General features: G+C 70.7%; 19 protein-coding genes. 13 read left to right on the forward strand and 6 right to left on the reverse strand.

Going from position 1 to position 21,700, the window contains the following annotated elements; all coding sequences use genetic code 11:
• The first annotated feature begins 4 nt into the window (after positions 1 to 4).
• The 6 genes from ftsZ to K4B79_RS05275 all read left to right on the forward strand — a co-directional run bounded on the left by ftsZ (position 5) and on the right by K4B79_RS05275 (position 5,087).
• Positions 5 to 1,210 carry a cell division protein FtsZ gene (gene ftsZ / locus K4B79_RS05250; protein ID WP_232025057.1) on the forward strand — a complete coding sequence of 402 codons (1,206 nt, stop codon included), beginning with the start codon at positions 5 to 7 and terminating at the stop codon, positions 1,208 to 1,210.
• Positions 1,211 to 1,220: 10 nt separating this feature from the next.
• The gene (gene pgeF / locus K4B79_RS05255; protein ID WP_232025058.1) at positions 1,221 to 1,949 is read left to right on the forward strand and encodes a peptidoglycan editing factor PgeF; all 729 of its coding nucleotides are present in this window, start codon (positions 1,221 to 1,223) and stop codon (positions 1,947 to 1,949) included.
• 6 nt (positions 1,950 to 1,955) lie between these two features.
• Positions 1,956 to 2,675 (forward strand): YggS family pyridoxal phosphate-dependent enzyme, encoded by a 720-nt coding sequence (locus K4B79_RS05260; protein ID WP_232025059.1) that lies wholly within the window; start codon positions 1,956 to 1,958, stop codon positions 2,673 to 2,675.
• Between the two features lie 128 nt (positions 2,676 to 2,803).
• A complete protein-coding gene (locus tag K4B79_RS05265) occupies positions 2,804 to 3,454 on the forward strand; it encodes a cell division protein SepF (protein WP_232025060.1) in 651 nt (216 codons plus the stop codon).
• A gap of 72 nt (positions 3,455 to 3,526) precedes the next feature.
• Positions 3,527 to 3,817 carry a YggT family protein gene (locus tag K4B79_RS05270; protein ID WP_232025061.1) on the forward strand — a complete coding sequence of 97 codons (291 nt, stop codon included), beginning with the start codon at positions 3,527 to 3,529 and terminating at the stop codon, positions 3,815 to 3,817.
• Positions 3,818 to 3,869: 52 nt separating this feature from the next.
• Complete coding sequence (locus K4B79_RS05275) at positions 3,870 to 5,087, forward strand: DivIVA domain-containing protein (protein ID WP_232025062.1); 1,218 nt, start codon at positions 3,870 to 3,872, stop codon at positions 5,085 to 5,087.
• A gap of 224 nt (positions 5,088 to 5,311) precedes the next feature.
• On the opposite strand, the gene ileS is transcribed toward K4B79_RS05275, so the two are convergent.
• Entirely contained in the window at positions 5,312 to 8,473 is a 3,162-nt protein-coding gene (ileS, locus tag K4B79_RS05280) for an isoleucine--tRNA ligase (RefSeq protein WP_232025063.1), read from the reverse strand.
• 606 nt (positions 8,474 to 9,079) lie between these two features.
• Between ileS and K4B79_RS05285 the strand changes: the two genes are divergently transcribed.
• The 6 genes from K4B79_RS05285 (at position 9,080) to K4B79_RS05310 (ending at position 14,927) form a co-directional block, all read left to right on the forward strand.
• The gene (locus tag K4B79_RS05285; RefSeq protein WP_232025064.1) at positions 9,080 to 10,294 is read left to right on the forward strand and encodes a TraR/DksA family transcriptional regulator; all 1,215 of its coding nucleotides are present in this window, start codon (positions 9,080 to 9,082) and stop codon (positions 10,292 to 10,294) included.
• Positions 10,295 to 10,364: 70 nt separating this feature from the next.
• A complete protein-coding gene (lspA, locus tag K4B79_RS05290) occupies positions 10,365 to 10,964 on the forward strand; it encodes a signal peptidase II (protein WP_232025065.1) in 600 nt (199 codons plus the stop codon).
• 77 nt (positions 10,965 to 11,041) lie between these two features.
• Positions 11,042 to 11,986, forward strand: a complete 945-nt coding sequence (locus tag K4B79_RS05295; RefSeq protein WP_232025066.1) for an RluA family pseudouridine synthase — start codon at positions 11,042 to 11,044, stop codon at positions 11,984 to 11,986.
• On the forward strand, positions 11,983 to 12,453 hold the full coding sequence (locus K4B79_RS05300) for a GNAT family N-acetyltransferase (protein ID WP_232025067.1): 471 nt from the start codon (positions 11,983 to 11,985) through the stop codon (positions 12,451 to 12,453). The genes K4B79_RS05295 and K4B79_RS05300 overlap by 4 nt, the downstream gene beginning before the upstream one ends.
• A gap of 74 nt (positions 12,454 to 12,527) precedes the next feature.
• Positions 12,528 to 14,114, forward strand: coding sequence for a Na+/H+ antiporter (locus K4B79_RS05305; protein ID WP_232025068.1), 1,587 nt, complete (start codon positions 12,528 to 12,530; stop codon positions 14,112 to 14,114).
• A 72-nt stretch (positions 14,115 to 14,186) separates the two neighbouring features.
• Positions 14,187 to 14,927: an SDR family NAD(P)-dependent oxidoreductase gene (locus K4B79_RS05310; protein ID WP_232025069.1), complete on the forward strand. Its 741-nt coding sequence runs from the start codon at positions 14,187 to 14,189 to the stop codon at positions 14,925 to 14,927.
• 53 nt (positions 14,928 to 14,980) lie between these two features.
• On the opposite strand, the gene K4B79_RS05315 is transcribed toward K4B79_RS05310, so the two are convergent.
• Positions 14,981 to 16,135, reverse strand: coding sequence for a mechanosensitive ion channel family protein (locus tag K4B79_RS05315; protein ID WP_232025070.1), 1,155 nt, complete (start codon positions 16,133 to 16,135; stop codon positions 14,981 to 14,983).
• A 77-nt stretch (positions 16,136 to 16,212) separates the two neighbouring features.
• On the opposite strand from K4B79_RS05315, the gene K4B79_RS05320 reads away from it, so the two are divergent.
• Positions 16,213 to 16,782, forward strand: a complete 570-nt coding sequence (locus K4B79_RS05320; RefSeq protein ID WP_232025071.1) for a dienelactone hydrolase family protein — start codon at positions 16,213 to 16,215, stop codon at positions 16,780 to 16,782.
• Positions 16,783 to 16,786: 4 nt separating this feature from the next.
• Here the strand turns inward: K4B79_RS05320 and K4B79_RS05325 are convergent, their stop codons facing one another.
• The 4 genes from K4B79_RS05325 to K4B79_RS05340 all read right to left on the reverse strand — a co-directional run bounded on the left by K4B79_RS05325 (position 16,787) and on the right by K4B79_RS05340 (position 21,622).
• Positions 16,787 to 18,457, reverse strand: a complete 1,671-nt coding sequence (locus K4B79_RS05325; protein ID WP_232025072.1) for an alkaline phosphatase D family protein — start codon at positions 18,455 to 18,457, stop codon at positions 16,787 to 16,789.
• Between the two features lie 79 nt (positions 18,458 to 18,536).
• Positions 18,537 to 19,379 carry a thioredoxin domain-containing protein gene (locus K4B79_RS05330; protein WP_232025073.1) on the reverse strand — a complete coding sequence of 281 codons (843 nt, stop codon included), beginning with the start codon at positions 19,377 to 19,379 and terminating at the stop codon, positions 18,537 to 18,539.
• Between the two features lie 123 nt (positions 19,380 to 19,502).
• Complete coding sequence (locus K4B79_RS05335; protein ID WP_232025074.1) at positions 19,503 to 20,195, reverse strand: hypothetical protein; 693 nt, start codon at positions 20,193 to 20,195, stop codon at positions 19,503 to 19,505.
• A 77-nt stretch (positions 20,196 to 20,272) separates the two neighbouring features.
• Positions 20,273 to 21,622, reverse strand: coding sequence for a DUF2252 domain-containing protein (locus K4B79_RS05340; RefSeq protein ID WP_232025075.1), 1,350 nt, complete (start codon positions 21,620 to 21,622; stop codon positions 20,273 to 20,275).
• Positions 21,623 to 21,700: the final 78 nt, after the last annotated feature.

A 21,700-nucleotide genomic window follows, 5' to 3' on the forward strand; every position in this document is an offset into this window, starting at 1 on the left:
CGACGTGGCAGCACCGCAGAACTACCTCGCAGTCATCAAGGTCATCGGTGTCGGCGGCGGTGGTGTCAATGCCATCAACCGGATGATCGAAGTCGGTCTCAAGGGCGTCGAGTTCATCGCCATCAACACCGACGCGCAGGCACTGTTGATGAGCGACGCCGACGTCAAGCTCGACGTCGGCCGCGAACTCACCCGCGGACTCGGCGCCGGAGCCAACCCGGCCGTGGGCCGCAAGGCCGCCGAGGACCACCGCGAGGAGATCGAGGAGGTCCTCAAGGGGGCCGACATGGTCTTCGTGACGGCCGGTGAAGGCGGCGGCACCGGCACCGGCGGCGCACCCGTCGTGGCCAACATCGCCCGCACCCTGGGCGCCCTCACCATCGGCGTGGTCACGCGCCCGTTCACCTTCGAGGGACGGCGTCGCGCCAACCAGGCCGAGGACGGCATCGCCGAACTCCGCGAAGAGGTCGACACCCTCATCGTCATCCCGAACGACCGACTGCTGTCCATCTCGGACCGCCAGGTCTCGGTCCTGGACGCCTTCAAGTCGGCCGACCAGGTCCTGCTCTCCGGTGTCCAGGGCATCACCGACCTCATCACCACGCCCGGTCTGATCAACCTCGACTTCGCCGACGTCAAGTCGGTCATGTCCGAGGCCGGTTCGGCACTCATGGGCATCGGCTCGGCCCGCGGCGACGACCGCGCGGTGGCCGCCGCCGAGATGGCGATCTCCTCGCCGCTCCTGGAGGCCTCCATCGACGGCGCCCGGGGCGTGCTGCTCTCCATCTCCGGCGGCTCCGACCTCGGCCTGTTCGAGATCAACGAGGCCGCCCAGCTGGTCAGCGAGGCCGCGCACCCCGAGGCCAACATCATCTTCGGCGCGGTCATCGACGACGCCCTCGGTGACGAGGTCCGGGTCACGGTCATCGCGGCCGGCTTCGACGGCGGCCAGCCGCCGGCCCGCCGGGACACCGTCCTCGGCTCGGCCTCGTCGTCGGCCTCCTCCGGCCGCCGCGAGGAGCCGACTCCGGTACGGCAGTCCGAGAGCCGTCCGTCCTTCGGCTCGCTCGGCAGCGTCACGCCGAAGGAGGACCCGGAGCCGGCGCCCGAGCCGGTGGCCGACATCCCGGTCTCCCCGCCGGTCCCGCCGTCCCGGTCCTACTCGGACAGCGCGGCCGAGGAACTGGACGTACCGGACTTCCTCAAGTGATCCTTCTGACGTGATAGGACAGCGCGACACAGTGAACGGCGCGCACTTCGCCTTCACCGACAGGTGGGGCGGGGTGAGCGCCGTTCCGTACGAGGAGCTCAACCTCGGCGGAGCGGTCGGCGACGACCCCGACGCCGTACGGACCAACCGCGAACTGGCCGCCAAGTCGCTCGGCCTCGATCCGGACCGGGTGGTCTGGATGAACCAGGTGCACGGGGCGGACGTGGCGGTGGTCACCGCCCCCTGGGGCGACCGGCCGGTGCCGGAGGTCGACGCCACCGTCACCGCCGAACGCGGACTCGCCCTCGCCGTCCTCACCGCCGACTGCACTCCCGTGCTGCTCGCCGACCCGGTCGCCGGAATCGCCGGCGCGGCGCACGCGGGCCGGCCCGGCATGGTCGCCGGGGTCGTCCCGGCCGCCGTACGGGCCATGATCGAACTCGGTGCCGAGCCCTCCCGGATCGTCGCCCGCACCGGACCGGCCGTCTGCGGCCGGTGCTACGAGGTGCCGGAGACGATGCGCGCCGAGGTCGCCGCCGTCGAACCGGCGGCGCACGCCGAGACCAGCTGGGGCACCCCGGCGGTCGACGTGACCGCCGCGGTGCACACCCAGCTCCAGCGGCTCGGGGTGCGCGACCGGAAGCGGTCGCCGGCCTGCACGCTGGAGTCGGAGGACCACTTCTCGTACCGCCGCGATCGCACCACGGGGCGACTCGCGGGATATGTCTGGCTGGACTGATGGAACATGACGGATCGTAAGGACGAACTCGCCGCGAATCTGGCGAAGGTTCAGGAGCGCATCGCCACGGCGTGCGCGAGCGCCGGGCGGGGACGTGAGGAGGTGACCCTGATCGTGGTCACCAAGACGTATCCCGCGAGCGACGTGCGGATCCTGTCCGAGCTCGGTGTCCGGCACGTGGCCGAGAACAAGGACCAGGACGCGGCGCCCAAGGCGGCGGAATGCTCCGATCTGCCGCTGACTTGGCATTTCGTCGGTCAGTTGCAGACCAACAAAGTGCGATCCGTGGTCGGTTACGCGGATCTCGTGCAGTCCGTCGATCGTTCCAAGCTGGTGACGGCCCTGTCGAAGGAGGCCGTTCGGGCCGAGCGCGAGATCGGGTGCCTCATCCAGGTCGCGCTCGACGCCGGGGCGAGCGGGCGGGGGGAGCGAGGTGGGGTCGGGCCGGACGGTGTCGAGGAGTTGGCCGGCCTCGTCGCGAAGGCTCCGGGCCTGCGGCTCGACGGACTGATGACCGTCGCGCCGCTCACCGGGGAGTACGCGGGACGCGAACAGGCGGCGTTCGAGCGGTTGATGGATTTGTCGACCGACCTGCGCCGAGCCCATCCGGCTGCGAACATGGTCTCGGCAGGGATGAGTGCGGACCTCGAACAGGCCGTGGCGGCCGGGGCGACACATGTACGCGTCGGCAGTGCGGTACTCGGAGTCCGCCCCGGCCTCGGGTAACGTCGCCAGGAAGTCGGACCACAGCAGAAAATATGGTCATTACCGCTTACAGCGGGCATAACGACCTCGTGGATCGCGGGCACTTGGCAGTAGTCAGTCGATCCACCACAGAGCGGAGGACTCAGAGCATGGCCGGCGCGATGCGCAAGATGGCGGTCTACCTCGGCCTCGTGGAGGACGATGGGTACGACGGCCGCGGTTTCGACCCCGACGACGACTTCGAACCCGAACTGGACCCGGAGCCCGAGCGGGACCGTCGACGGCATGAGCCGTCACATCAATCACACCAGTCGCACCAGGTGATTCAGCCCGAAAGGGACGAATCGGTGAGAGTGGTGCAGCCTTCGGTGCCGCGCGAGCCGGTGCCCCGATCCGCTTCGCTAGCCGCGGAATCCGGACGTCCGGCGCGCATCGCGCCCGTGGCATCCATCACACAAGAACGCGCAAGCCTGGAGAAGAACGCACCGGTGATCATGCCCAAGGTCGTGTCCGAACGAGAGCCTTACCGGATCACCACACTTCACCCGCGGACCTACAACGAGGCCCGTACCATCGGGGAACACTTCCGTGAGGGCACCCCGGTGATCATGAATCTGACTGAGATGGATGACACAGACGCCAAGCGACTTGTCGACTTTGCGGCCGGTTTGGTGTTTGGTCTTCACGGCAGCATCGAGCGGGTGACGCAGAAGGTGTTCCTGTTGTCGCCTGCTAACGTCGATGTCACGGCGGAGGACAAGGCCCGCATCGCAGAGGGCGGGTTCTTCAACCAGAGCTGAGACGCAGGACCGGAACAAGCAGTAAAAGTAGTACCCAGCAGCACGGAAACAGGGGAGAGGGAAGCACCAACAATGAGCGTGGTCCTGGATGTCATCTACATCGCGCTGATGTGCTTCCTCATCGTGCTCATCTTCCGGTTGGTCATGGACTACGTCTTCCAGTTCGCCCGCTCGTGGCAACCCGGCAAGGCGATGGTGGTCGTTTTGGAGGCCACCTACACTGTCACTGATCCACCGCTCAAGCTTCTGCGGCGGTTCATCCCGCCGTTGCGTCTCGGGGGCGTGGCGCTCGACCTGTCCTTCTTCGTCCTGATGATCATCGTCTACATTCTGATCTCCGTCGTGGGCAATCTCGCGAGGTGACTGTGGACGATACGGTCTTGCCGACTGCCGATGACTACGTTGAGGTGAAGAGATGCCGTTGACCCCCGAGGACGTGCGGAACAAGCAGTTCACGACCGTCCGCCTCCGAGAAGGCTATGACGAGGACGAGGTCGATGCCTTCCTCGACGAGGTCGAAGCCGAACTGACCCGCCTGCTCCGGGAGAACGAGGACCTGCGCGCCAAGCTGGCCGCAGCCACGCGTGCCGCTGCCCAGAACCAGCAGAACATGCGCAAGCCTCCGGAACCGCCCCAGGATCAGCAGCAGGGGATGCCACAGCAGGGGCAGGGAATGCCCCAGCAGGGACAGGGCATGCCTCAGCAGGGTATGCCCCAGCAGGGCATGCGCGGACCCGGCGGCCCGGTGCCGGCCGGCATATCTGGCCCGCCGCAGCAGCAGATGGGCGGCCCCATGGGCGGCCCGCCCCAGCTGCCGAGCGGTGCGCCGCAGCTGCCCGCCGGTCCCAGTGGCCAGGGCGGCCCGCAGGGTCCCGGTCCGATGGGGCAGGGCCCCATGGGTCAGGGCCCGATGGGCCAGGGTCCGATGGGTCAGGGCACGATGGGTGGCCAGTCCCCCATGCAGCAGCAGATGGGCGGCCCGCTGGGTGGCCCCATGGGCGGTCCGATGGGCGGCCCCGGTCAGGGTGGTCCCGGTGGCGACAGCGCCGCCCGTGTCCTCTCGCTGGCCCAGCAGACCGCCGACCAGGCGATCGCCGAGGCCCGTTCCGAGGCCAACAAGATCGTCGGCGAGGCGCGTTCGCGTGCCGAGGGTCTTGAGCGTGACGCCCGTGCCAAGGCCGACGCCCTGGAGCGGGACGCGCAGGAGAAGCACCGCGTCGCGATGGGCTCGCTGGAGTCCGCCCGCGCCACGCTGGAGCGCAAGGTCGAGGACCTGCGCGGCTTCGAGCGCGAGTACCGCACGCGGCTGAAGTCCTACCTGGAGTCGCAGCTGCGTCAGCTGGAGACCCAGGCCGACGACTCGCTGGCCCCGCCGCGGACCCCGGCGACCGCGTCGCTGCCGCCGTCCCCGGCGCCGTCCATGGCTCCGGCCGGTGCGAGCGCGCCGTCGTACGGTGGCAACCAGGGCATGGGTGGCGGTCCTTCGCCGGCCGCTCCGTCCTACGGCGGCCAGCAGCAGATGTCGCCCGCGATGACCCAGCCGATGGCGCCGGTTCGGCCGCAGGGGCCCGGGCCGATGGGCCAGGCTCCCTCGCCGATGCGTGGGTTCCTCATCGATGAGGACGACAACTGACGGCCTCTAGTACGCCTTAGGCGTCGGCAGCGTTCAGGGCGGGGCCCGGGTTTTTGACCCGGGCCCCGCCCTTTTGTCGTGTGTGGGTGCGTGCTGGTGAGGTGCTGGCGCCCAGAGGGGTGCCGGGTTGGGTTGTCGGGCGGCTGCGGGTTCGTTGTGGCTGGCCGCAGACACGTGTGAGGGCCCGGCCCCCGGCGGGGGGCCGGGCCCTCGGGGCCTGGTGGTTACGCCTTGCGGAGGCGGAACGTCAGGGAGAGGCCCTCGTCGGTGAAGGGCTCGCCGTAGCTGTCGTCCGCGTCGTCCTGGGCGAAGTCGGTCGACAGGACCTCGTCGGAGATCAGCTCCGCGTGCTCGGTCAGGGCCGCGGTCACCGCCGGGTCCGTGGAGGTCCAGCGGAGCGCGATGCGGTCCGCCACGTCGAGGCCGCTGTTCTTGCGGGCCTCCTGGATGAGGCGGATCGCGTCACGGGCGAGGCCCGCCTGGCGCAGCCTCTCCGTGATCTCCAGGTCCAGGGCGACCGTGGCGCCCGAGTCGGAGGCCACCGACCAGCCCTCGCGAGGCGTCTCGGTGATGATGACCTCGTCCGGGGCCAGGGTGACCGTCTCGCCGTCGACCTCGACCGACGCCGTGCCCTCGCGCAGGGCCAGCGACAGCGCCGCCGCGTCCGCGTGGGCGACGGCCTTGGCCACGTCCTGGACGCGCTTGCCGAACCGCTTGCCGAGGGCGCGGAAGTTGGCCTTGGCGGTGGTGTCCACCAGGCTGCCGCCGACCTCGCTCAGCGAGGCGAGCGACTCGACGTTCAGCTCCTCCGTGATCTGCGTGTGCAACTCCGGGGAGAGGCCGTCGAAGCCGGTGGCGGCGATCAGCGCGCGCCGCAGCGGCTGACGTGTCTTCACGCCCGACTCCGCGCGCGTGGCGCGGCCCAGCTCCACCAGCCGGCGGACCAGGACCATCTGCTTCGACAGCTCCGGGTCGATGGCGGAGAGGTCCGCCTCCGGCCAGTCGGCGAGGTGGACCGACTCCGGGGCGCCGGGGGTGACCGGGGCCACCAGGTCCTGCCAGACCCGCTCGGTGATGAACGGGGTCAGCGGGGCCATCAGCTTGGTGACCGTCTCGACGACCTCGTGCAGGGTGCGCAGCGCGGCCTTGTCGCCCTGCCAGAAGCGGCGACGGGAGCGGCGGACGTACCAGTTGGAGAGGTCGTCGACGAACGCCGAGAGCAGCTTGCCGGCGCGCTGGGTGTCGTAGGCCTCCAGGGACTGGGTCACCTGGTCGGTGAGCGCGTGGAGCTCGGACAGCAGCCAGCGGTCCAGGACCGGGCGGTCGGACGGGGCCGGGTCGGCCGCGGACGGCGCCCAGTTCGACGTACGGGCGTACAGGGCCTGGAAGGCGACCGTGTTCCAGTACGTCAGGAGCGTCTTGCGGACGACCTCCTGGATGGTGCCGTGGCCCACGCGGCGGGCCGCCCACGGGGAGCCGCCGGCCGCCATGAACCAGCGGACCGCGTCGGCGCCGTGCCGGTCCATGAGCGGGATCGGCTCCAGGGTGTTACCCAGGTGCTTGGACATCTTGCGGCCGTCCTCGGCGAGGATGTGGCCCAGGCAGACCACGTTCTCGTAGGACGACTTGTCGAAGACCAGGGTGCCGACGGCCATCAGCGTGTAGAACCACCCACGCGTCTGGTCGATGGCCTCGCTGATGAACTGTGCCGGGTAGCGGGACTCGAACAGCTCCTTGTTCTTGTACGGGTAGCCCCACTGCGCGAACGGCATCGAACCCGAGTCGTACCAGGCGTCGATGACCTCCGGCACGCGCGTGGCCGTCTTTCCGCAGCTCTCGTGCGGGCAGGCGAAGGTGACCTCGTCGATGTACGGGCGGTGCGGGTCCAGCCCCGACTGGTCGGTGCCCGACAGCTCGCCGAGCTCCGCGCGGGAGCCGACGCAGGTGAGGTGGTCGTCCTCGCAGCGCCAGATCGGCAGCGGGGTGCCCCAGTAGCGGTTGCGGGACAGCGCCCAGTCGATGTTGTTGGTCAGCCAGTCGCCGTAGCGGCCGTGCTTGACCGTCTCCGGGAACCAGTTGGTGTTCTCGTTCTCCTGGAGGAGGCGGTCCTTGACGGCGGTGGTGCGGATGTACCAGGACGGCTGCGCGTAGTAGAGGAGCGCGGTGTGGCAGCGCCAGCAGTGCGGGTAGCTGTGCTCGTACGGGATGTGCTTGAAGAGGAGGCCGCGCTGCTGGAGGTCCTCGGTGAGCTTTTCGTCCGCCTTCTTGAAGAAGACGCCGCCGACCAGGGGGACGTCCTCCTCGAACGTGCCGTCCGGGCGGACCGGGTTGACCACGGGCAGGCCGTAGGCGCGGCAGACCTTGAGGTCGTCCTCACCGAAGGCGGGGGACTGGTGGACCAGGCCCGTACCGTCCTCGGTCGTGACGTAGTCGGCGTTGACGACGTAGTGCGTCCCGCCCTCGGTCTCCGGGAACTCGACGAGCTCGAACGGGCGCCGGTACGTCCAGCGCTCCATCTCGGCGCCGGTGAAGGACTGCCCCGTGGTCTCCCAGCCCTCGCCGAGGGCCTTGGCGAGAAGCGGTTCGGCGACGACGAGCTTCTCCGCGCCGTCCGGGCCCTTCGTCGCGACGACGTACGTCACCTCGGGGTGCGCGGCCACGGCCGTGTTGGAGACGAGGGTCCAGGGCGTGGTCGTCCACACCAGGAGCGCGGCCTCGCCCGCCAGCGGACCGGAGGTGAGGGGGAAACGGACGAAGACCGAGGGGTCGACGACCGTCTCGTAGCCCTGCGCCAGCTCGTGGTCCGACAGGCCGGTGCCGCAGCGGGGGCACCAGGGGGCGACGCGGTGGTCCTGGACCAGCAGGCCCTTGGTGAAGATCTCCTTCAGCGACCACCACACGGACTCGATGTACTCGGGGTCCATCGTGCGGTAGGGGTCCTGGAGGTCGGTCCAGTAGCCCATACGGTCCGTGAGCGCTTCGAAGGCGTCGGTGTGCCGGGTCACGGACTCACGGCACTTGTCGTTGAACGCGGCGATGCCGTACGCCTCGATGTCCTTCTTGCCGCTGAAGCCGAGTTCCTTCTCGACCGCGAGCTCCACCGGGAGGCCGTGGCAGTCCCAGCCGGCCTTGCGGGCCACGTGGTAGCCGCGCATGGTGCGGAAGCGGGGGAAGACGTCCTTGAAGACGCGCGCCTCGATGTGGTGGGCGCCCGGCATGCCGTTGGCGGTGGGCGGGCCCTCGTAGAACACCCATTCGGGGCGGCCCTCGGACTGCTCCAGGCTCTTGGCGAAGATCTTCTGCTCGCGCCAGAAATCGAGCACGGCGTGCTCCAGCGCGGGCAGGTCGACCTGGGCGGGCACCTGGCGGTACGTCGGCGTTGTCATCTGCGAGCTTCCTCCGGCGGACTTGCTGCCTTCCGTCCGGAGGGACGAGAGCCGTGTCTTTCCGTACGCCGGTTTCGGCGCGCTCCCGCGGTACCACCCTCCTTGGCTCTCCGGTGCGCCGTACACACCGACGAGCCCCCTCATTGGGGTCGCGATACCGGGTCTACTCGCCGCGGCTGTCCCGCTGCGGCTTTCTTCCGGCGGCTCCGGGGTGATCTTCGCGTCGCGCTCGCCCCCGGGCTTCCACCGTCCCCGGGTCGCTCTGGGCTGCGTACGTCGCTACTCGTCCCCATCCACGCTTCTCGCTGCGCCCAGTGTACGGCGCCGCGCGGACAGCGGCCGACCGGTTTTCCGGCGGTCGGGGCGCGGGGCGTCGTGGGGCCCGGGCGTGACCCGAATGGAAGCGGTACGGGTGTTCGGATTCTGGGACGGGCGATCGGGCGGATTACGGGGCGGGGAGCTGGGCACAACGCATGCAGGCTCGGCGCGTGGCATGCGCGAGGCGGGCGAATCGGGCGGTGTGCCCCGTTGCCGCGGGACTCAAGTCGATTTATCGTCCCAGCACGATTCGCGTGCAAGATCACAATATGTGAAGGGGCCGCGGCCATGGTGGCGAAGAAGACCGCCGTACAGCAATCGGCGTCCGGCAGGTCCACGAGCGCCTCCGGCGATGCGGCCAAGGACGTGGGCGGCAAGAAGAGCGCGCAGGGGGGTACGGCCGCCAAGCGCGCGGCCCGAACCGTGAAGACGGTCGCGGCCGGAGCGGGGGGCACGGCCGCGAAGAAGTCGGCGCCGGCGAAAAGGACCACCGCGAAGCGGGCGGCCACCGCCGGGGCGGTCGGCGAGAGGGAGGGTGCGGAGAGACCGGCGGCCGGGGAGAGGGAGGGTACTCAGTCGGCCGGCGGGACGAGGGCCGGCAAGAAGGCGGTGGTGAAGGCGCCCGCCGGGAAGAAGCCCGTAGGGACGACCTCGGCCGGGAAGAAGGCGGCGGCCACCGCGGCAGCTCCCGAGGAAGCGGCCACCGAGGTGGCGGGCGCGAAGGGGGCGGCCCGGAAGAAGGCCGTAGGGAAGAAGGCCGTAGGGAAGAAGACCGTCGGGAAGAAGGCGGCGGAGACGTCGGCGGGGAAGAAGGCGGCCGCATCTGGAACGGCGGGCGGTGGGGCGGCTGTCGTGAAGGGCGGGGTCGGGAAGGTCGCCGTGGCGAAGGGGGCGCCCGCGAAGGGGCGCACTCCGAAGGGCGCGGCCAAGAGGACTGCGGCCGGGGCGACCGTGGGCAAGAAGAAGAGCAGCACCTCCAAGAAGGCGGGCGCGGCCGAGGCCGCGAAGCAGACGGGAGCCACGACGGTGGTTGCGAAGAAGACCCCTGGCACGGCCACGGCGGCGAAGACCGCCGTACCCAAGGCGCGACTCGCCGCGGCGGAGCCCGGCGAGCTCGCGGTGCGCCCCGGTGAGGACCCCTGGACCCCGGAGGAGGTCGAGGAGGCGCGGACCGAACTCCAGTCCGAGGTGACACGGCTGCGGGACGAGATCAGCGCGTCCGAGAAGTCCCTGGTGGGCCTGATGCGGGACTCCGGGGACGGGGCCGGCGACGATCAGGCGGACACCGGCACCAAGAACATCACGCGGGAGCACGAGATGGCCCTCGCGGCCAACGCGCGCGAGATGCTCCTCCAGACCGGGCGCGCCCTGGAGCGGCTGGACGCGGGGACGTACGGACTGTGCGAGAACTGCGGCAACCCCATCGGCAAGGCGCGCATGCAGGCATTCCCGCGGGCCACCCTGTGCGTGGAGTGCAAGCAGAAGCAGGAACGCCGGTACTGACCAGTACCTGGGTGCCAGGGGGCGTGCCGTACTCTCGTCCTCAGTCAGGTACCTAGGTTGAGGGACTCACGTGGCAGAGGCGGAGCGCATCATCGGTACGCCGGATTCCCCGGAGGGGGCTGGGGCCGAGCCGGAGCAGTCGTCCAGTACGGACGGGCGGGACAGCGCCGGCACGCGGCCCAGGGGCAAGCGGCGGATCGCCGTCCTGTTCGCGGTCGCGGCCTTCGCCTACGCTCTCGACCTGATCAGCAAGATGATCGTGGTCGCGAAGCTGGAGCACCACGAGCCCATCGAGATCATCGGCGACTGGCTGAAGTTCGAGGCCATCCGGAACGCGGGCGCGGCCTTCGGCTTCGGTGAGGCCTTCACCGTGATCTTCACAGTGATCGCGGCGGCCGTGATCGTGGTGATCGCCCGGCTCGCCCGCAAGCTGTACAGCCTGCCCTGGGCGATCGCGCTCGGCCTGCTGCTCGGCGGCGCGCTCGGCAACCTCACCGACCGGATCTTCCGCTCGCCGGGCGTGTTCGAGGGAGCGGTCGTCGACTTCATCGCGCCCAAGCACTTCGCGGTGTTCAACCTGGCCGACTCGGCGATCGTGTGCGGCGGCATCCTGATCGTGCTGCTGTCGTTCAAGGGGCTCGACCCGGACGGGACCGTCCACAAGGACTGAGGCCGCGACGGTCCTGTGGGCAGAGTTATCCACAGGCGCCGTACGGGGCTCTCGGGCGCGTCCGGCATACTCGACGGGTGAGCACCGTTCCCGAGATCCGCAACCTTCCCGTACCCGACGGCCTGGAGGGCGAGCGCGTCGACGCCGCCATCTCCCGCATGTTCGGCTTCTCCCGGACGAAGGCGGCCGAACTCGCGGCCGCGGGGAAGGTCACGGTCGACGGATCGGTGGTCGGCAAGTCGGAGCGCGTGCACGGCGGCGCCTGGCTGGAGGTCGAGATGCCGCAGGCGCCCGCGCCGGTGCAGGTGGTCGCCGAGCCGGTCGAGGGCATGGAGATCGTGCATGACGACGATGACGTGGTCGTGATCGTCAAGCCGGTCGGTGTGGCCGCGCACCCGTCGCCGGGCTGGACCGGCCCGACCGTCATCGGAGGGCTGGCCGCGGCCGGCTACCGGATCTCCACCTCCGGCGCCGCCGAGCGCCAGGGCATCGTGCACCGCCTCGACGTCGGCACGTCCGGTCTCATGGTCGTGGCCAAGTCGGAGTACGCGTACACCTCGCTCAAGCGCCAGTTCAAGGAGCGCACGGTCGACAAGCGGTACCACACGCTCGTCCAGGGCCACCCCGACCCGACCAGCGGCACCATCGACGCGCCCATCGGCCGCCACCCCCAGCACGACTACAAGTGGGCGGTCACGGCCGAGGGCAAGCCGTCCGTGACGCACTACGACCTCATCGAGGCGTTCCGCGCGGCCTCCCTCCTCGACGTGAAGCTGGAGACCGGCCGCACCCACCAGATCCGCGTCCACATGGCCGCCCACCGCCACCCCTGCGTCGGCGACCTGACGTACGGCGCCGACCCGACGCTCGCCAAGCGGCTGGGCCTGACCCGCCAGTGGCTGCACGCCGTCCGGCTCGGCTTCGAGCACCCCGGGGACGGGCAGTGGGTGGAGTACGCGAGCGACTATCCGGAGGACCTCCAGCAGGCGCTGGACCGGGTGCGCGAGGAGACGTACGTATGAGCCCGTCGTCGTACGCGGTGCGTGTGGCCGGGGATCTCGCCGACCGTGAGGCGTGTTTCGCGGTGCGCAAGGAGGTCTTCGTCGGCGAGCAGGGGGTCGCCGAGGACATCGAGTACGACGCCTACGACGCCGGTGCCGTGCATGTGCTGGCGATCCGGGAGGACGGGACGCCGCTCGGGACCGGGCGGCTGCTCCACGGCGAGGCCGCGGCGACGAAGGTCGACGGGGATCCTTCGGTGGGGGTGCTGGGACGGCTCGCCGTGACGAAGTCGGCGCGCGGGCTCGGCGTCGGGGCGGCTCTCGTGCGTGCCGTCGAGGACGCGGCGCGAGCGCGGGGGCTCGCTGCGGTGGATCTGCACGCGCAGACGCACGCGTTGGGGTTCTACGAGCGGCTGGGATACGTGGCGTACGGGCCGGAGTTCCAGGACGCGGGGATGCCGCATCGGGCGATGCGGCGGGTGCTGTAGCCACGAGGTGGGGCGTGGGGCATGGCAGGCTGGGCAGTCGTGCTGTGGACGTCTAGCCTGTCGGAGCGCTGACCGTGGATCAGTTGGCCCTGTTGTTCATGCTGTTGCTCGGGGCCGTGGTGAGCGTCCCGGTGGGGGACCGGCTCGGGCTGCCGGCACCGGTGCTGATGACACTGCTCGGGATCGTGCTGGCCCTGCTCGACTTCGTGCCGAACGTGAACGTCCCGCCGGACCTCATTCTCCCCCTGCTGTTGCCGCCGTTGCTGTACGCCGCCGTACGGCGCACGTCCTGGCGGCAGTTCGCGGCCAACAGACGGCCGATCTTCCTGCTGGCCGTGGCGCTGGTGTTCGTCACCACGCTGTGCGTGGCCGTCGTGGCCAACGCGATTGTGCCGGGGCTGCCGATCGCCGCCGCCGTGGCGCTCGGCGCGCTGGTCGCGCCGCCCGATCCGGTGGCCGCGACGGCCGTTGCCGGACAACTCGGGCTGCCGCGGCGGATGGTGTCCATCCTCGAAGGCGAGGGCCTCTTCAACGACGTCACGGCGATCGTGCTGTACCACGTGGCGATCGCCGCGGCCGTGAGCGGGGCCTTCTCGCCGTGGAAGGCCGGTCTCGACCTGGTGCTGTCCGCCGTGGTCGCGGTGGCCGTGGGGCTGGCGCTGGGCTGGGGCGCCAACAGGCTGATGGACCTGCTCGGCGACGCGACCCTGCAGATCGGGCTGACCCTGCTCGTGCCGTACGCCTCGTACGTGCTCGCGGAGGAGTTCCACGGGTCCGGAGTGCTCGCCGTGCTCACCACCGCGCTGTTCCTCGCCGAGTACGCCACCGATCCCGACGACGTGATGACCCGGCTGGCCGGGCACACCTTCTGGGACATCGTCGACACGCTGGTCACGGGCGTGGCGTTCGGGCTGGTCGGCCTGGAGCTGCACAACGCGATCCGTACGGCGTCCGGGCGCTGGGGCGAGATGCTCGGGTGGGCGGCGGCCGTCGTGGGCGTGGTCGTGCTGGTGCGGCTGCTGTGGCTGCTGCCGGCCACCTGGCTGGCCAAGCGGCTGCACGCCAAGCGGGACCACGACGAGGACATCCCCATGGGCTGGCGGGAGACCGTCGTGATGTGGTGGTCGGGGATGCGGGGCGTGGCCTCGGCGGCCCTGGTGCTGGCGATTCCGCTGAACACCGATGACGGATCCGCCTTTCCCGAGCGGGACGAGCTGGTGTTCATCGCCTTCGGCGTGATCATGGCGACGCTGGTGCTCCAGGGGCTGACCCTGCCGTGGCTGGTGAAGCGGCTCGGGGTGCAGGCGGACACCGGTCGCGAGAAGGAGTTCGAGAAGGCGCTCGCCGTACGGGCGGCCAAGGCGGCCAAACGCAGACTGCGGGAGATCGAGGCCGTCGAGGAGCTGCCGGAAGAGCTGTCCGAGCAGATGCTGCGGCGGGCCTTCGACATCGGCGTGCGGATCAGCCCCGACATCGGGGAGGACGAGCGTCGGGAGGCCCACGAGCAGCGGGTGCGGCGGCTGAAGCGGATCCGGCGCATCCAGGGCGAGATGCTGAGCGCGGCACGGCACGAGGTGCTGGCGGCGCGGAGCGAGCCGGGCGCCGACCCGGAGGTGGTGGACCGGGTGCTGCGGCATCTCGATGTGCGCAGTCTGCGGTGACCTCGTACCCCTTCATGACGGCCGTGTGAAACGCGGACGACAGGGCGGAGCGCGGTTTGTAGGGTCGGGATCATGGCTCGCAACATCGTGATCAGTGGTGGAGGTACGGGGATCGGGCTTGCGGCGGCGCAGGCCTTCGCGGAGGAAGGGGACCGCGTTCTGCTGCTCGGGCGGCGGGGTGACGTGCTGGAGAAGGCCGGGGTGCCGGGGGCGCTGACGTACGCCGCCGATCTCAGCGATCCCGGTGCCGTGCAGGGCGTCGCCGACTTCGTGGCCACCGAGTTCGGCACCGTGGACGTCCTCGTCAACAGCGCCGGAGGCGCCGGGAATCTGGAGCCCGGGCCCGAGAGCGAGGACCCGCTCGACACCGTCGCGCACCGGTGGACCGTCAATTTCCGGATCAATCTGCTGACCGCCGCGCTGCTGACCGAGGCGCTGAAGGAGCGGCTCGCCGAGCCGGGCGGGCGGGTGCTGTTCGTCAGCTCGATCGCCGCGTACCGGGGCTCCGGGAGCGGGGCGTACGGGGCGGCCAAGGCGGGCCTGCATCCGTACGCCCATGACCTGGCCCGGGAACTCGGGCCGCGTGGGATCACCGTGAACGTCGTCGCGCCCGGCTATGTCGAGGACACCGGGTTCTTCGGGGAGGCGATCGAGGAGGCGCGGCGCGAGCGGCTGGTGCGGGAGACCCCGACCGGCCGCGCCGGGACCCCCGGGGACGTCGCCGCGACCCTGCACTGGCTGGCGTCCCCGGGCGCCGGGCATGTCACGTCCCAGATCATCCAGGTCAACGGGGGTGCCGAGCGCGGGCGTTGACGGCCGACGGCCCGGTCTCACCGAGGAGGCCGAAGAGGCCGTGGCCGTGCCGCTCAGCGGCCCGTGTTCGGCGGCTCGTACGCACGGCGTGGGCTCGTCCCGTCGCGGGACGGGCCCACGCCGTCCCGGGTGGGCCCGCCGCCGTCCCGTGACGGACCGCCGTTCGAGCGGGCGCGGGGCAGCACCGCGTCCGCCGTGTTGACGCGGGGCAGGGCGTACGGATGCTCCTCGGACAGCCAGCGGATCATCCGCTCGCGGACCGTGACCCGCACCGTCCAGATGTCGTCCGCGTCCTTGGCGGTCACCAGGGCCCTGACCTGCATGGTGTTCGGCGTGGTGTCCGTGACGTCCAGGCCGTAGGCGCGGCCGTCCCAGGCCGGGCACTCGCGCAGGATGTCGCGCAGCTTCTCGCGCATCGCGTCCAGGGGCGCCGCGTGGTCGAGGTGCCAGTAGACGATGCCGGTCATCTGCGGCGTGCCGCGCGACCAGTTCTCGAAGGGCTTGGACGTGAAGTACGACACCGGCATCGTGATCCGGCGCTCGTCCCAGGTCCGTACCGTGAGGAACGTCAGGGTGATCTCCTCGACGGTGCCCCACTCGCCGTCCACCACGACCGTGTCGCCGATGCGCACCATGTCGCCGAAGGCGATCTGCAGCCCGGCGAACATGTTGCTGAGCGTCGACTGGGCGGCGACACCGGCGACGATGCCGAGGATGCCGGCCGAGGCCAGCAGCGAGGCACCGGCCGCGCGGAACGCCGGGAACGTCAGCAGCATGGTGGCCGCCGCCACCACCCCGACGACCGCCGAGACCACGCGCATGATCAGCGTCACCTGGGTGCGCACCCGGCGGACCCGGGCCGGATCGCGGTGGGCGCGCGCGTAGCGGCTGTACGAGGTCTCCACTATCGCGGCGGCGATCCGGATCACCAGCCAGGCGGCGGCCCCGATGAGCACCAGCGTGAGCACCCGGCCGACCGCCTCCTCGTGCCGGTCCAGCAGCTGCGCCTGGTCGTACGACCCTCTCAGCAGGGCCGCGCACAGCACCAGCTGATAGGGGATGCGGCCCCGGCGCAGCAGGCCCCACATCGGGGTCTCGTGGTGTCGTTGGTCGGCCTTGCGCAGCAGCAGGTCGGTCGCCCAGCCGATGATCAGCGTGAGCAGGACCGCCCCGCCGACCACGATCAGTGGGCGGAGTACGTTCTCCATGCCCTCGAACGTAACCGGCCCCGGGTGCTCATGAACATGTGACTTCCGCCCCGTGATGGGTACGGCACCATAACCCCATGAACATCATGCTTTTCCACTCGACCTTCGGCCTCAGGCCCGCGGTGCGCGCGGCGGCCGACCGGCTGCGCGCCGCCGGGCACGAGGTGTGGACGCCGGACCTCTTCGAGGGGCGCACGTTCGAGACGGTCGAGGAGGCCCGGGACTTCAGGGAGGAGATCGGCAAGGACGAACTGCTCAAGCGGGCCGTCCTCGCGGCGGCGCCCTACTCGGAGCGGGGGCTCGTGTACGCCGGGTTCTCGCTGGGGGCCGCCGTCGCGCAGACCCTGGCCCTCGGCGACGAGAAGGCGCGCGGGCTGCTGATTCTGCACGGCACGTCGGATCTCGCGCCGAACGCCTCCGTGGACGGTCTGCCGGTCCAGCTGCACGTGGCCGAGCCGGACCCGTTCGAGCCGGACGACTGGCTGGGCGCCTGGTACCTCCAGATGCGCCGCGCGGGCGCCGATGTCGAGGTCTACCGGTACGCCGGGGCGGGCCACCTCTACACCGACCCCGACCTGCCGGACTACGACGAGGAGGCCGCCGAGGCCACCTGGCGGGTGGCGCTCGGCTTCCTGGAAAGCCTCTGAGCCTCTAGACGGGGCTGTAGGTGCGCTCGACCTTCTGCGTGCCGCTGCGCGTGCGGTACGACCGCTGCCAGGCGGAGGTGGCGCCGGGCCTGGTCTTGTCGGAGATCACGTAGTAGTCCATCTGCGCGCGCTCGGCGGTGATGTCCAGGACGCCGTAGCCGTGGCGGTCGGTGTCGACCCAGTGGACGTGCCGGTTGGCGGCCCTGATGACCGGTGCGGCGACCGCGGAGATCGTGCCCTCGGGGGCCTTGGTGAGGTCGTCGAGGTTGTCGGAGGTCACCGAGGTGACGACGAACTCCGTGGCGGCCGAGGGGGACAGCGGGTAGGTACCGGCGTCCACCGGCACGTCGTTGGCCCACGCCATGTGGATGTCCCCGGTCAGGAAGACGGTGTTGCGGATGGCGTTCGCGCGGAGGTGGGCCAGGAGTTCGCGGCGGTCGTCGGTGTAGCCGTCCCACTGGTCGGTGTTGAGGGCGAGGCCCTCCTTCGGCAGGCCCAGCAACTCGGCGAGCGGCTTCAGCAGGTCCGCGGAGAGCGAGCCGATGGCGAACGGCGAGATCATCACCGAGTTCCCGACCAGCCGCCAGGTGGTGTCGGACGCCTTCAGCCCGGCCTTCAGCCAGTCGAGCTGGGCGCGGCCGGTGAGCGTACGGTCCGGGTCGTCGACCGAGCCGTTGCCGACGGCGACCTGCTGCGAGCGGAAGGACCGCAGGTCGAGGAGCGAGAGGTCGGCGAGCTTGCCGAAGCGGAGCCGGCGGTAGGTGGTGCCCGCGAGCGCCGGGCGCACCGGCATCCACTCGAAGTAGGCCTGCTTGGCGGCGGCCTGACGGGCCGTCCAGGTGCCCTCGGCGCCCTCGGTGTGGTTCTCGGCCCCGCCCGACCAGGCGTCGTTGGCGAACTCGTGGTCGTCCCAGATGGCCACGACGGGCGCGGCCGCGTGCAGCGCCTGGAGGTCGGGGTCGGTCTTGTAGCGCCCGTGCCGGGTGCGGTAGTCGGCGAGGGTGACGATCTCGTGGGCGGGCGCGTGCTGTCGTACGACGGTGTCGCGGGTGCCGTACTCGCCGGTGCCGTACTCGTAGATGTAGTCGCCCAGGTGCAGCCAGGCGTCCAGGTCGCCGCGGGCCGCGAGGTGGCGGTACGCGGAGAAGTAGCCGGCCTCCCAGTTGGCGCAGGAGACCACGCCGAAGCGGAGGCCCGGCACGCGCGCGTCGGCGGCGGGCGCGGTGCGGGTGCGGGCGACGGGGGAGTCGGTGCCGCCGGCGGAGAAGCGGAACCAGTAGTCGGTGGCGGGGCTGAGGCCCCGTATGTCCGCCTTGACGGTGTGGTCGGTGGCGGCGGTCGCGGTGACGGTGCCTTTGGCGACGATGTCGGTCAGCGCCCGGTCCCGGGCCACCACCCAGTCGACCGGGGTGTCCGGGCCGAGCCCGGACCCGGGGGTGGCCTGTGCGGTGGGTGTCACACGGGTCCACAGCAGGACGCCGTCGGGCAGCGGATCACCGGAGGCGAGGCCGTGCAGGAAGGCGGGAGCCTCGTCGGCCGCGCGGGCGGGCAGGGCGGCGGCGAACGGACCGGTCAGCACGGCGGTGGCGGCCGCGGCCTTGACCACCGAACGGCGGTGGGGCGACAGGGAGTCGGGGGAGTGGGTGCTCTCGGGGGATCTGTAACGACTGGTCACGACCGATCAGGTTACTGATCGGTATGAACGGGAGCGGGCGAACCGCCGAAGGTTCGCCCGCTCTTCCGTGAAGGCCCGCTCAGCCCTTGAGGGCCGCGTCGACCACCGAGTTGAACTCGGCCACGGTCATGGGCGGGTTGCCCTGGCTGCCGGTGGTGAGGATCTTGCCGTCCATGACGAAGCTCGGGGTGCCCGTCACCTTGTCCTTGTTGGTGTCGAAGGTCTTCGACATGGCGAGCGCCCAGGCGTCGTACTTGCCGCTGGTGACCGCGTTCTGGAAGGTCTTGTTGTTCTTCAGCGCCGGGACGGTGTCCGCGACCTTGATCAGGTAGTCGTCGCTCTTGAACTCGTCCTTCGACTCCTCCGGGTGCCACTTCGTGGAGTACAGGGCGTTCTTGTACGCCAGGAAGGCCTCCGGGCTGACGTTCAGCGCGGCGCCCATGGCGCTCATCGCGTTCTTGGAGCCCTCGCCGTTGGTGCCGATCTTGCCGTCGCCGAGCGAGTCGCCGTCGAGGAAGGTCCCGCCGATGTACTGCATCTTGAACTTGCCCTCCTCGATGTCCTTGTCGAGGGTCGCGCCGACGGTCTGCTCGAACTGGGCGCAGATCGGGCAGCGCGGGTCCTCGTAGACCTTCAGGGTCTTCTTCGCGCTGCTCTTGCCTATGACGACGGTCGTGCCGTCGGTGCCCGTGGTGTTGGCCGGGGCGACGACCTTCTCGTCCTTGAGGGCCTCCCAGTGGCCCGGCTTGTTGGACTGCACGACGGCGTAGCCGATACCGCCGGCCAGGGCCAGCACACCGACGACCGAGCAGGCGACGACGACCTGCCGCTTGATCTTCGCGCGCTTGGCCTGCTTCTCGCGCTCCAGACGCAGCCGCTCCCGCGCGGCCGACTTCGCTGCCTGGCTGTTCCGCTTGCTCATGGTGATGTTCTCCGTAGGGGGACGCGCACACGTCGTGATCGCGTGCGGATACGTATGGGGACCGACTGGTGCTCAGACACTCGGACACGCAGATGCTCAGCCGCCGTGCGGGGTCGCTCGGGCTCAGGCGGCGGCGACCGGGCACGGCGGTCCACGCCGTCCCAGGGAGTGCACGAGGATCCGCTCGCGCGCGGTGGACGTACGACGGGCCGGGCGCCGCACGGAAGGTGCCGCGGGGGCCGTCCGTACCGTGACGGCTGCGACCGCCAGCAGCAGTGGCCGGAACGTGGTCGCGGCGACCGCGCTCAGCAGTTGGGCCAGCGCCCGCTCGCCGCGGCGCAGCCAGGCGGCGGCGGCCAGACCCACGCCGATGTGCGCGCCCAGCAGCAGCCAGGCGGTCCCCGGGCCGGACTGGGCGAGCAGGCTGCCGAGCCGGTCGGTGTCGGTGCCCGTCATCCGGGCCAGCGGGGCACCGACACCGGTACCGTCGCCGCACAGCACGTCGAAGCCGACGGAGCGCAGGGGACCGGTGACCGGGCCGCCGGCCGCGCCGTAGCAGACGTGCTGGCCGGTGGTGAACACCGTGTCGGCGGCCAGCTCCAGCGGGATCAGCACGGTGGCGATCCGGCCGAAGCCGCGCTCGCGGCCCGCGAGGGCGTAGGCGAGGAGGAACACGACGGCGGCGATCCCCGCCACCGTGTTCAACGGCAGCGGGGCCCGGGACAGCAGGACGTGCGACGCGCTGCTGAGCGTCACGACGAGCGCCGTGAACAGTGCCGCGCGGAGCACTCGTAGCTGGGTCCCGGATATGTCCATAGCGAAGAGAGTCTGTCATGTGGCCCTGTAAGGGACCCCTAAAGGATCCCTGTGAAGGGCCTACCGGCAGCGGATCGTCACAGACCCGGGATCCGGCCGTTGCGGAACAGGTCCACGAAGGTCTGGTGGTCGGCACGCGCGCGGGCGCCGTAGCCGTGCGCGAAGTCGACGAGCAGGGCCGCGAATCCGTCCTCGTCGGCGGCGATCGCCGCGTCGATGGCCCGCTCGGTGGAGAACGGCACCAGGGACTCGCCGGACTGGTCGTCCGCCGCCGCGTGCATGGTGGCCGTCGCCCGGCCCAGGTCGGCGACGACGCCCGCGATCTCCTCCGGGTCGTCTATGTCGCTCCAGTCGAGATCCACGGCGTACGGCGAGATCTCGGCGACCAGCTGGCCCGCGCCGTCCAGTTCGGTCCAGCCCAGCCACGGGTCGGCGTGCTGCTGGAGGGCGCGCTGGGAGATCACCGTGCGGTGGCCCTCGTGCTGGAAGTAGTCGCGGATCGCCGGGTCGGTGACATGGCGGGAGACGGCCGGGGTCTGGGCCTGCTTGATGTAGATGACGACGTCGTTCTCCAGGGCGTCGGTGTGGCCCTCCAGCAGGATGTTGTACGACGGCAGGCCGGCCGATCCGATGCCGATGCCGCGCCGGCCCACGACGTCCTTGACGCGGTAGGAGTCCGGGCGGGCCAGGGACGCCTCCGGGAGGGTCTCCAGGTAGCCGTCGAAGGCCGCGAGGACCTTGTAGCGGGTGGCGGCGTCCAGCTCGATGGAGCCGCCGCCGGGCGCGAAGCGGCGCTCGAAGTCGCGGATCTCGGTCATCGACTCCAGCAGGCCGAACCGGGTGAGCGAGCGGGCGTCCCGCAGCGCGTCCAGGAGCGGGCCCTGCGCGGTGTCCAGGGTGAAGGGCGGCACCTCGTCGCTCTTGGCGCCGGTGGCCAGGGCGTGGATCCGCTCGCGGTACGCGCCCGCGTACACCTGCACCAGCTCGGTGATCTGGTCGTCGCCGAGCGCCTTCGCGTAGCCGATGAGCGCCACGGAGGCGGCGAAGCGCTTGAGGTCCCAGGTGAAGGGGCCGACGTAGGCCTCGTCGAAGTCGTTGACGTTGAAGATCAGCCGGCCGTTGGCGTCCAGGTAGGTGCCGAAGTTCTCGGCGTGGAGGTCGCCGTGGATCCAGACGCGGGAGGTCCGCTCGTCGAGGTACGGTCCGGCGAGTATGCCGTCACTGCCGCGCGCGCCGCTCTCCGCGTCCAGGTCGTGGTAGAAGAGGCACGCCGTGCCCCGGTAGAACGCGAAGGCCGAGGCCGCCATCTTCCGGAACTTCACGCGGAACGCGGCCGGGTCGGCGGCGAGGAGCTGGCCGAAGGCGGTGTCGAAGACGGCGAGGATCTCCTCGCCGCGGTGCTCGTCGTTGAGCTGCGGGACCGACATCGCTGGGTGCCTCCTGGTACGGGTGGTGCGTGACGTGTGGAGCGGATCTTCTGCCCGGACCAACGTGCGGGGGTCCCG

Source organism: Streptomyces lincolnensis (assembly GCF_021173675.1).
Taxonomy (GTDB): Bacteria; Actinomycetota; Actinomycetes; order Streptomycetales; family Streptomycetaceae; genus Streptomyces; species Streptomyces lincolnensis_B.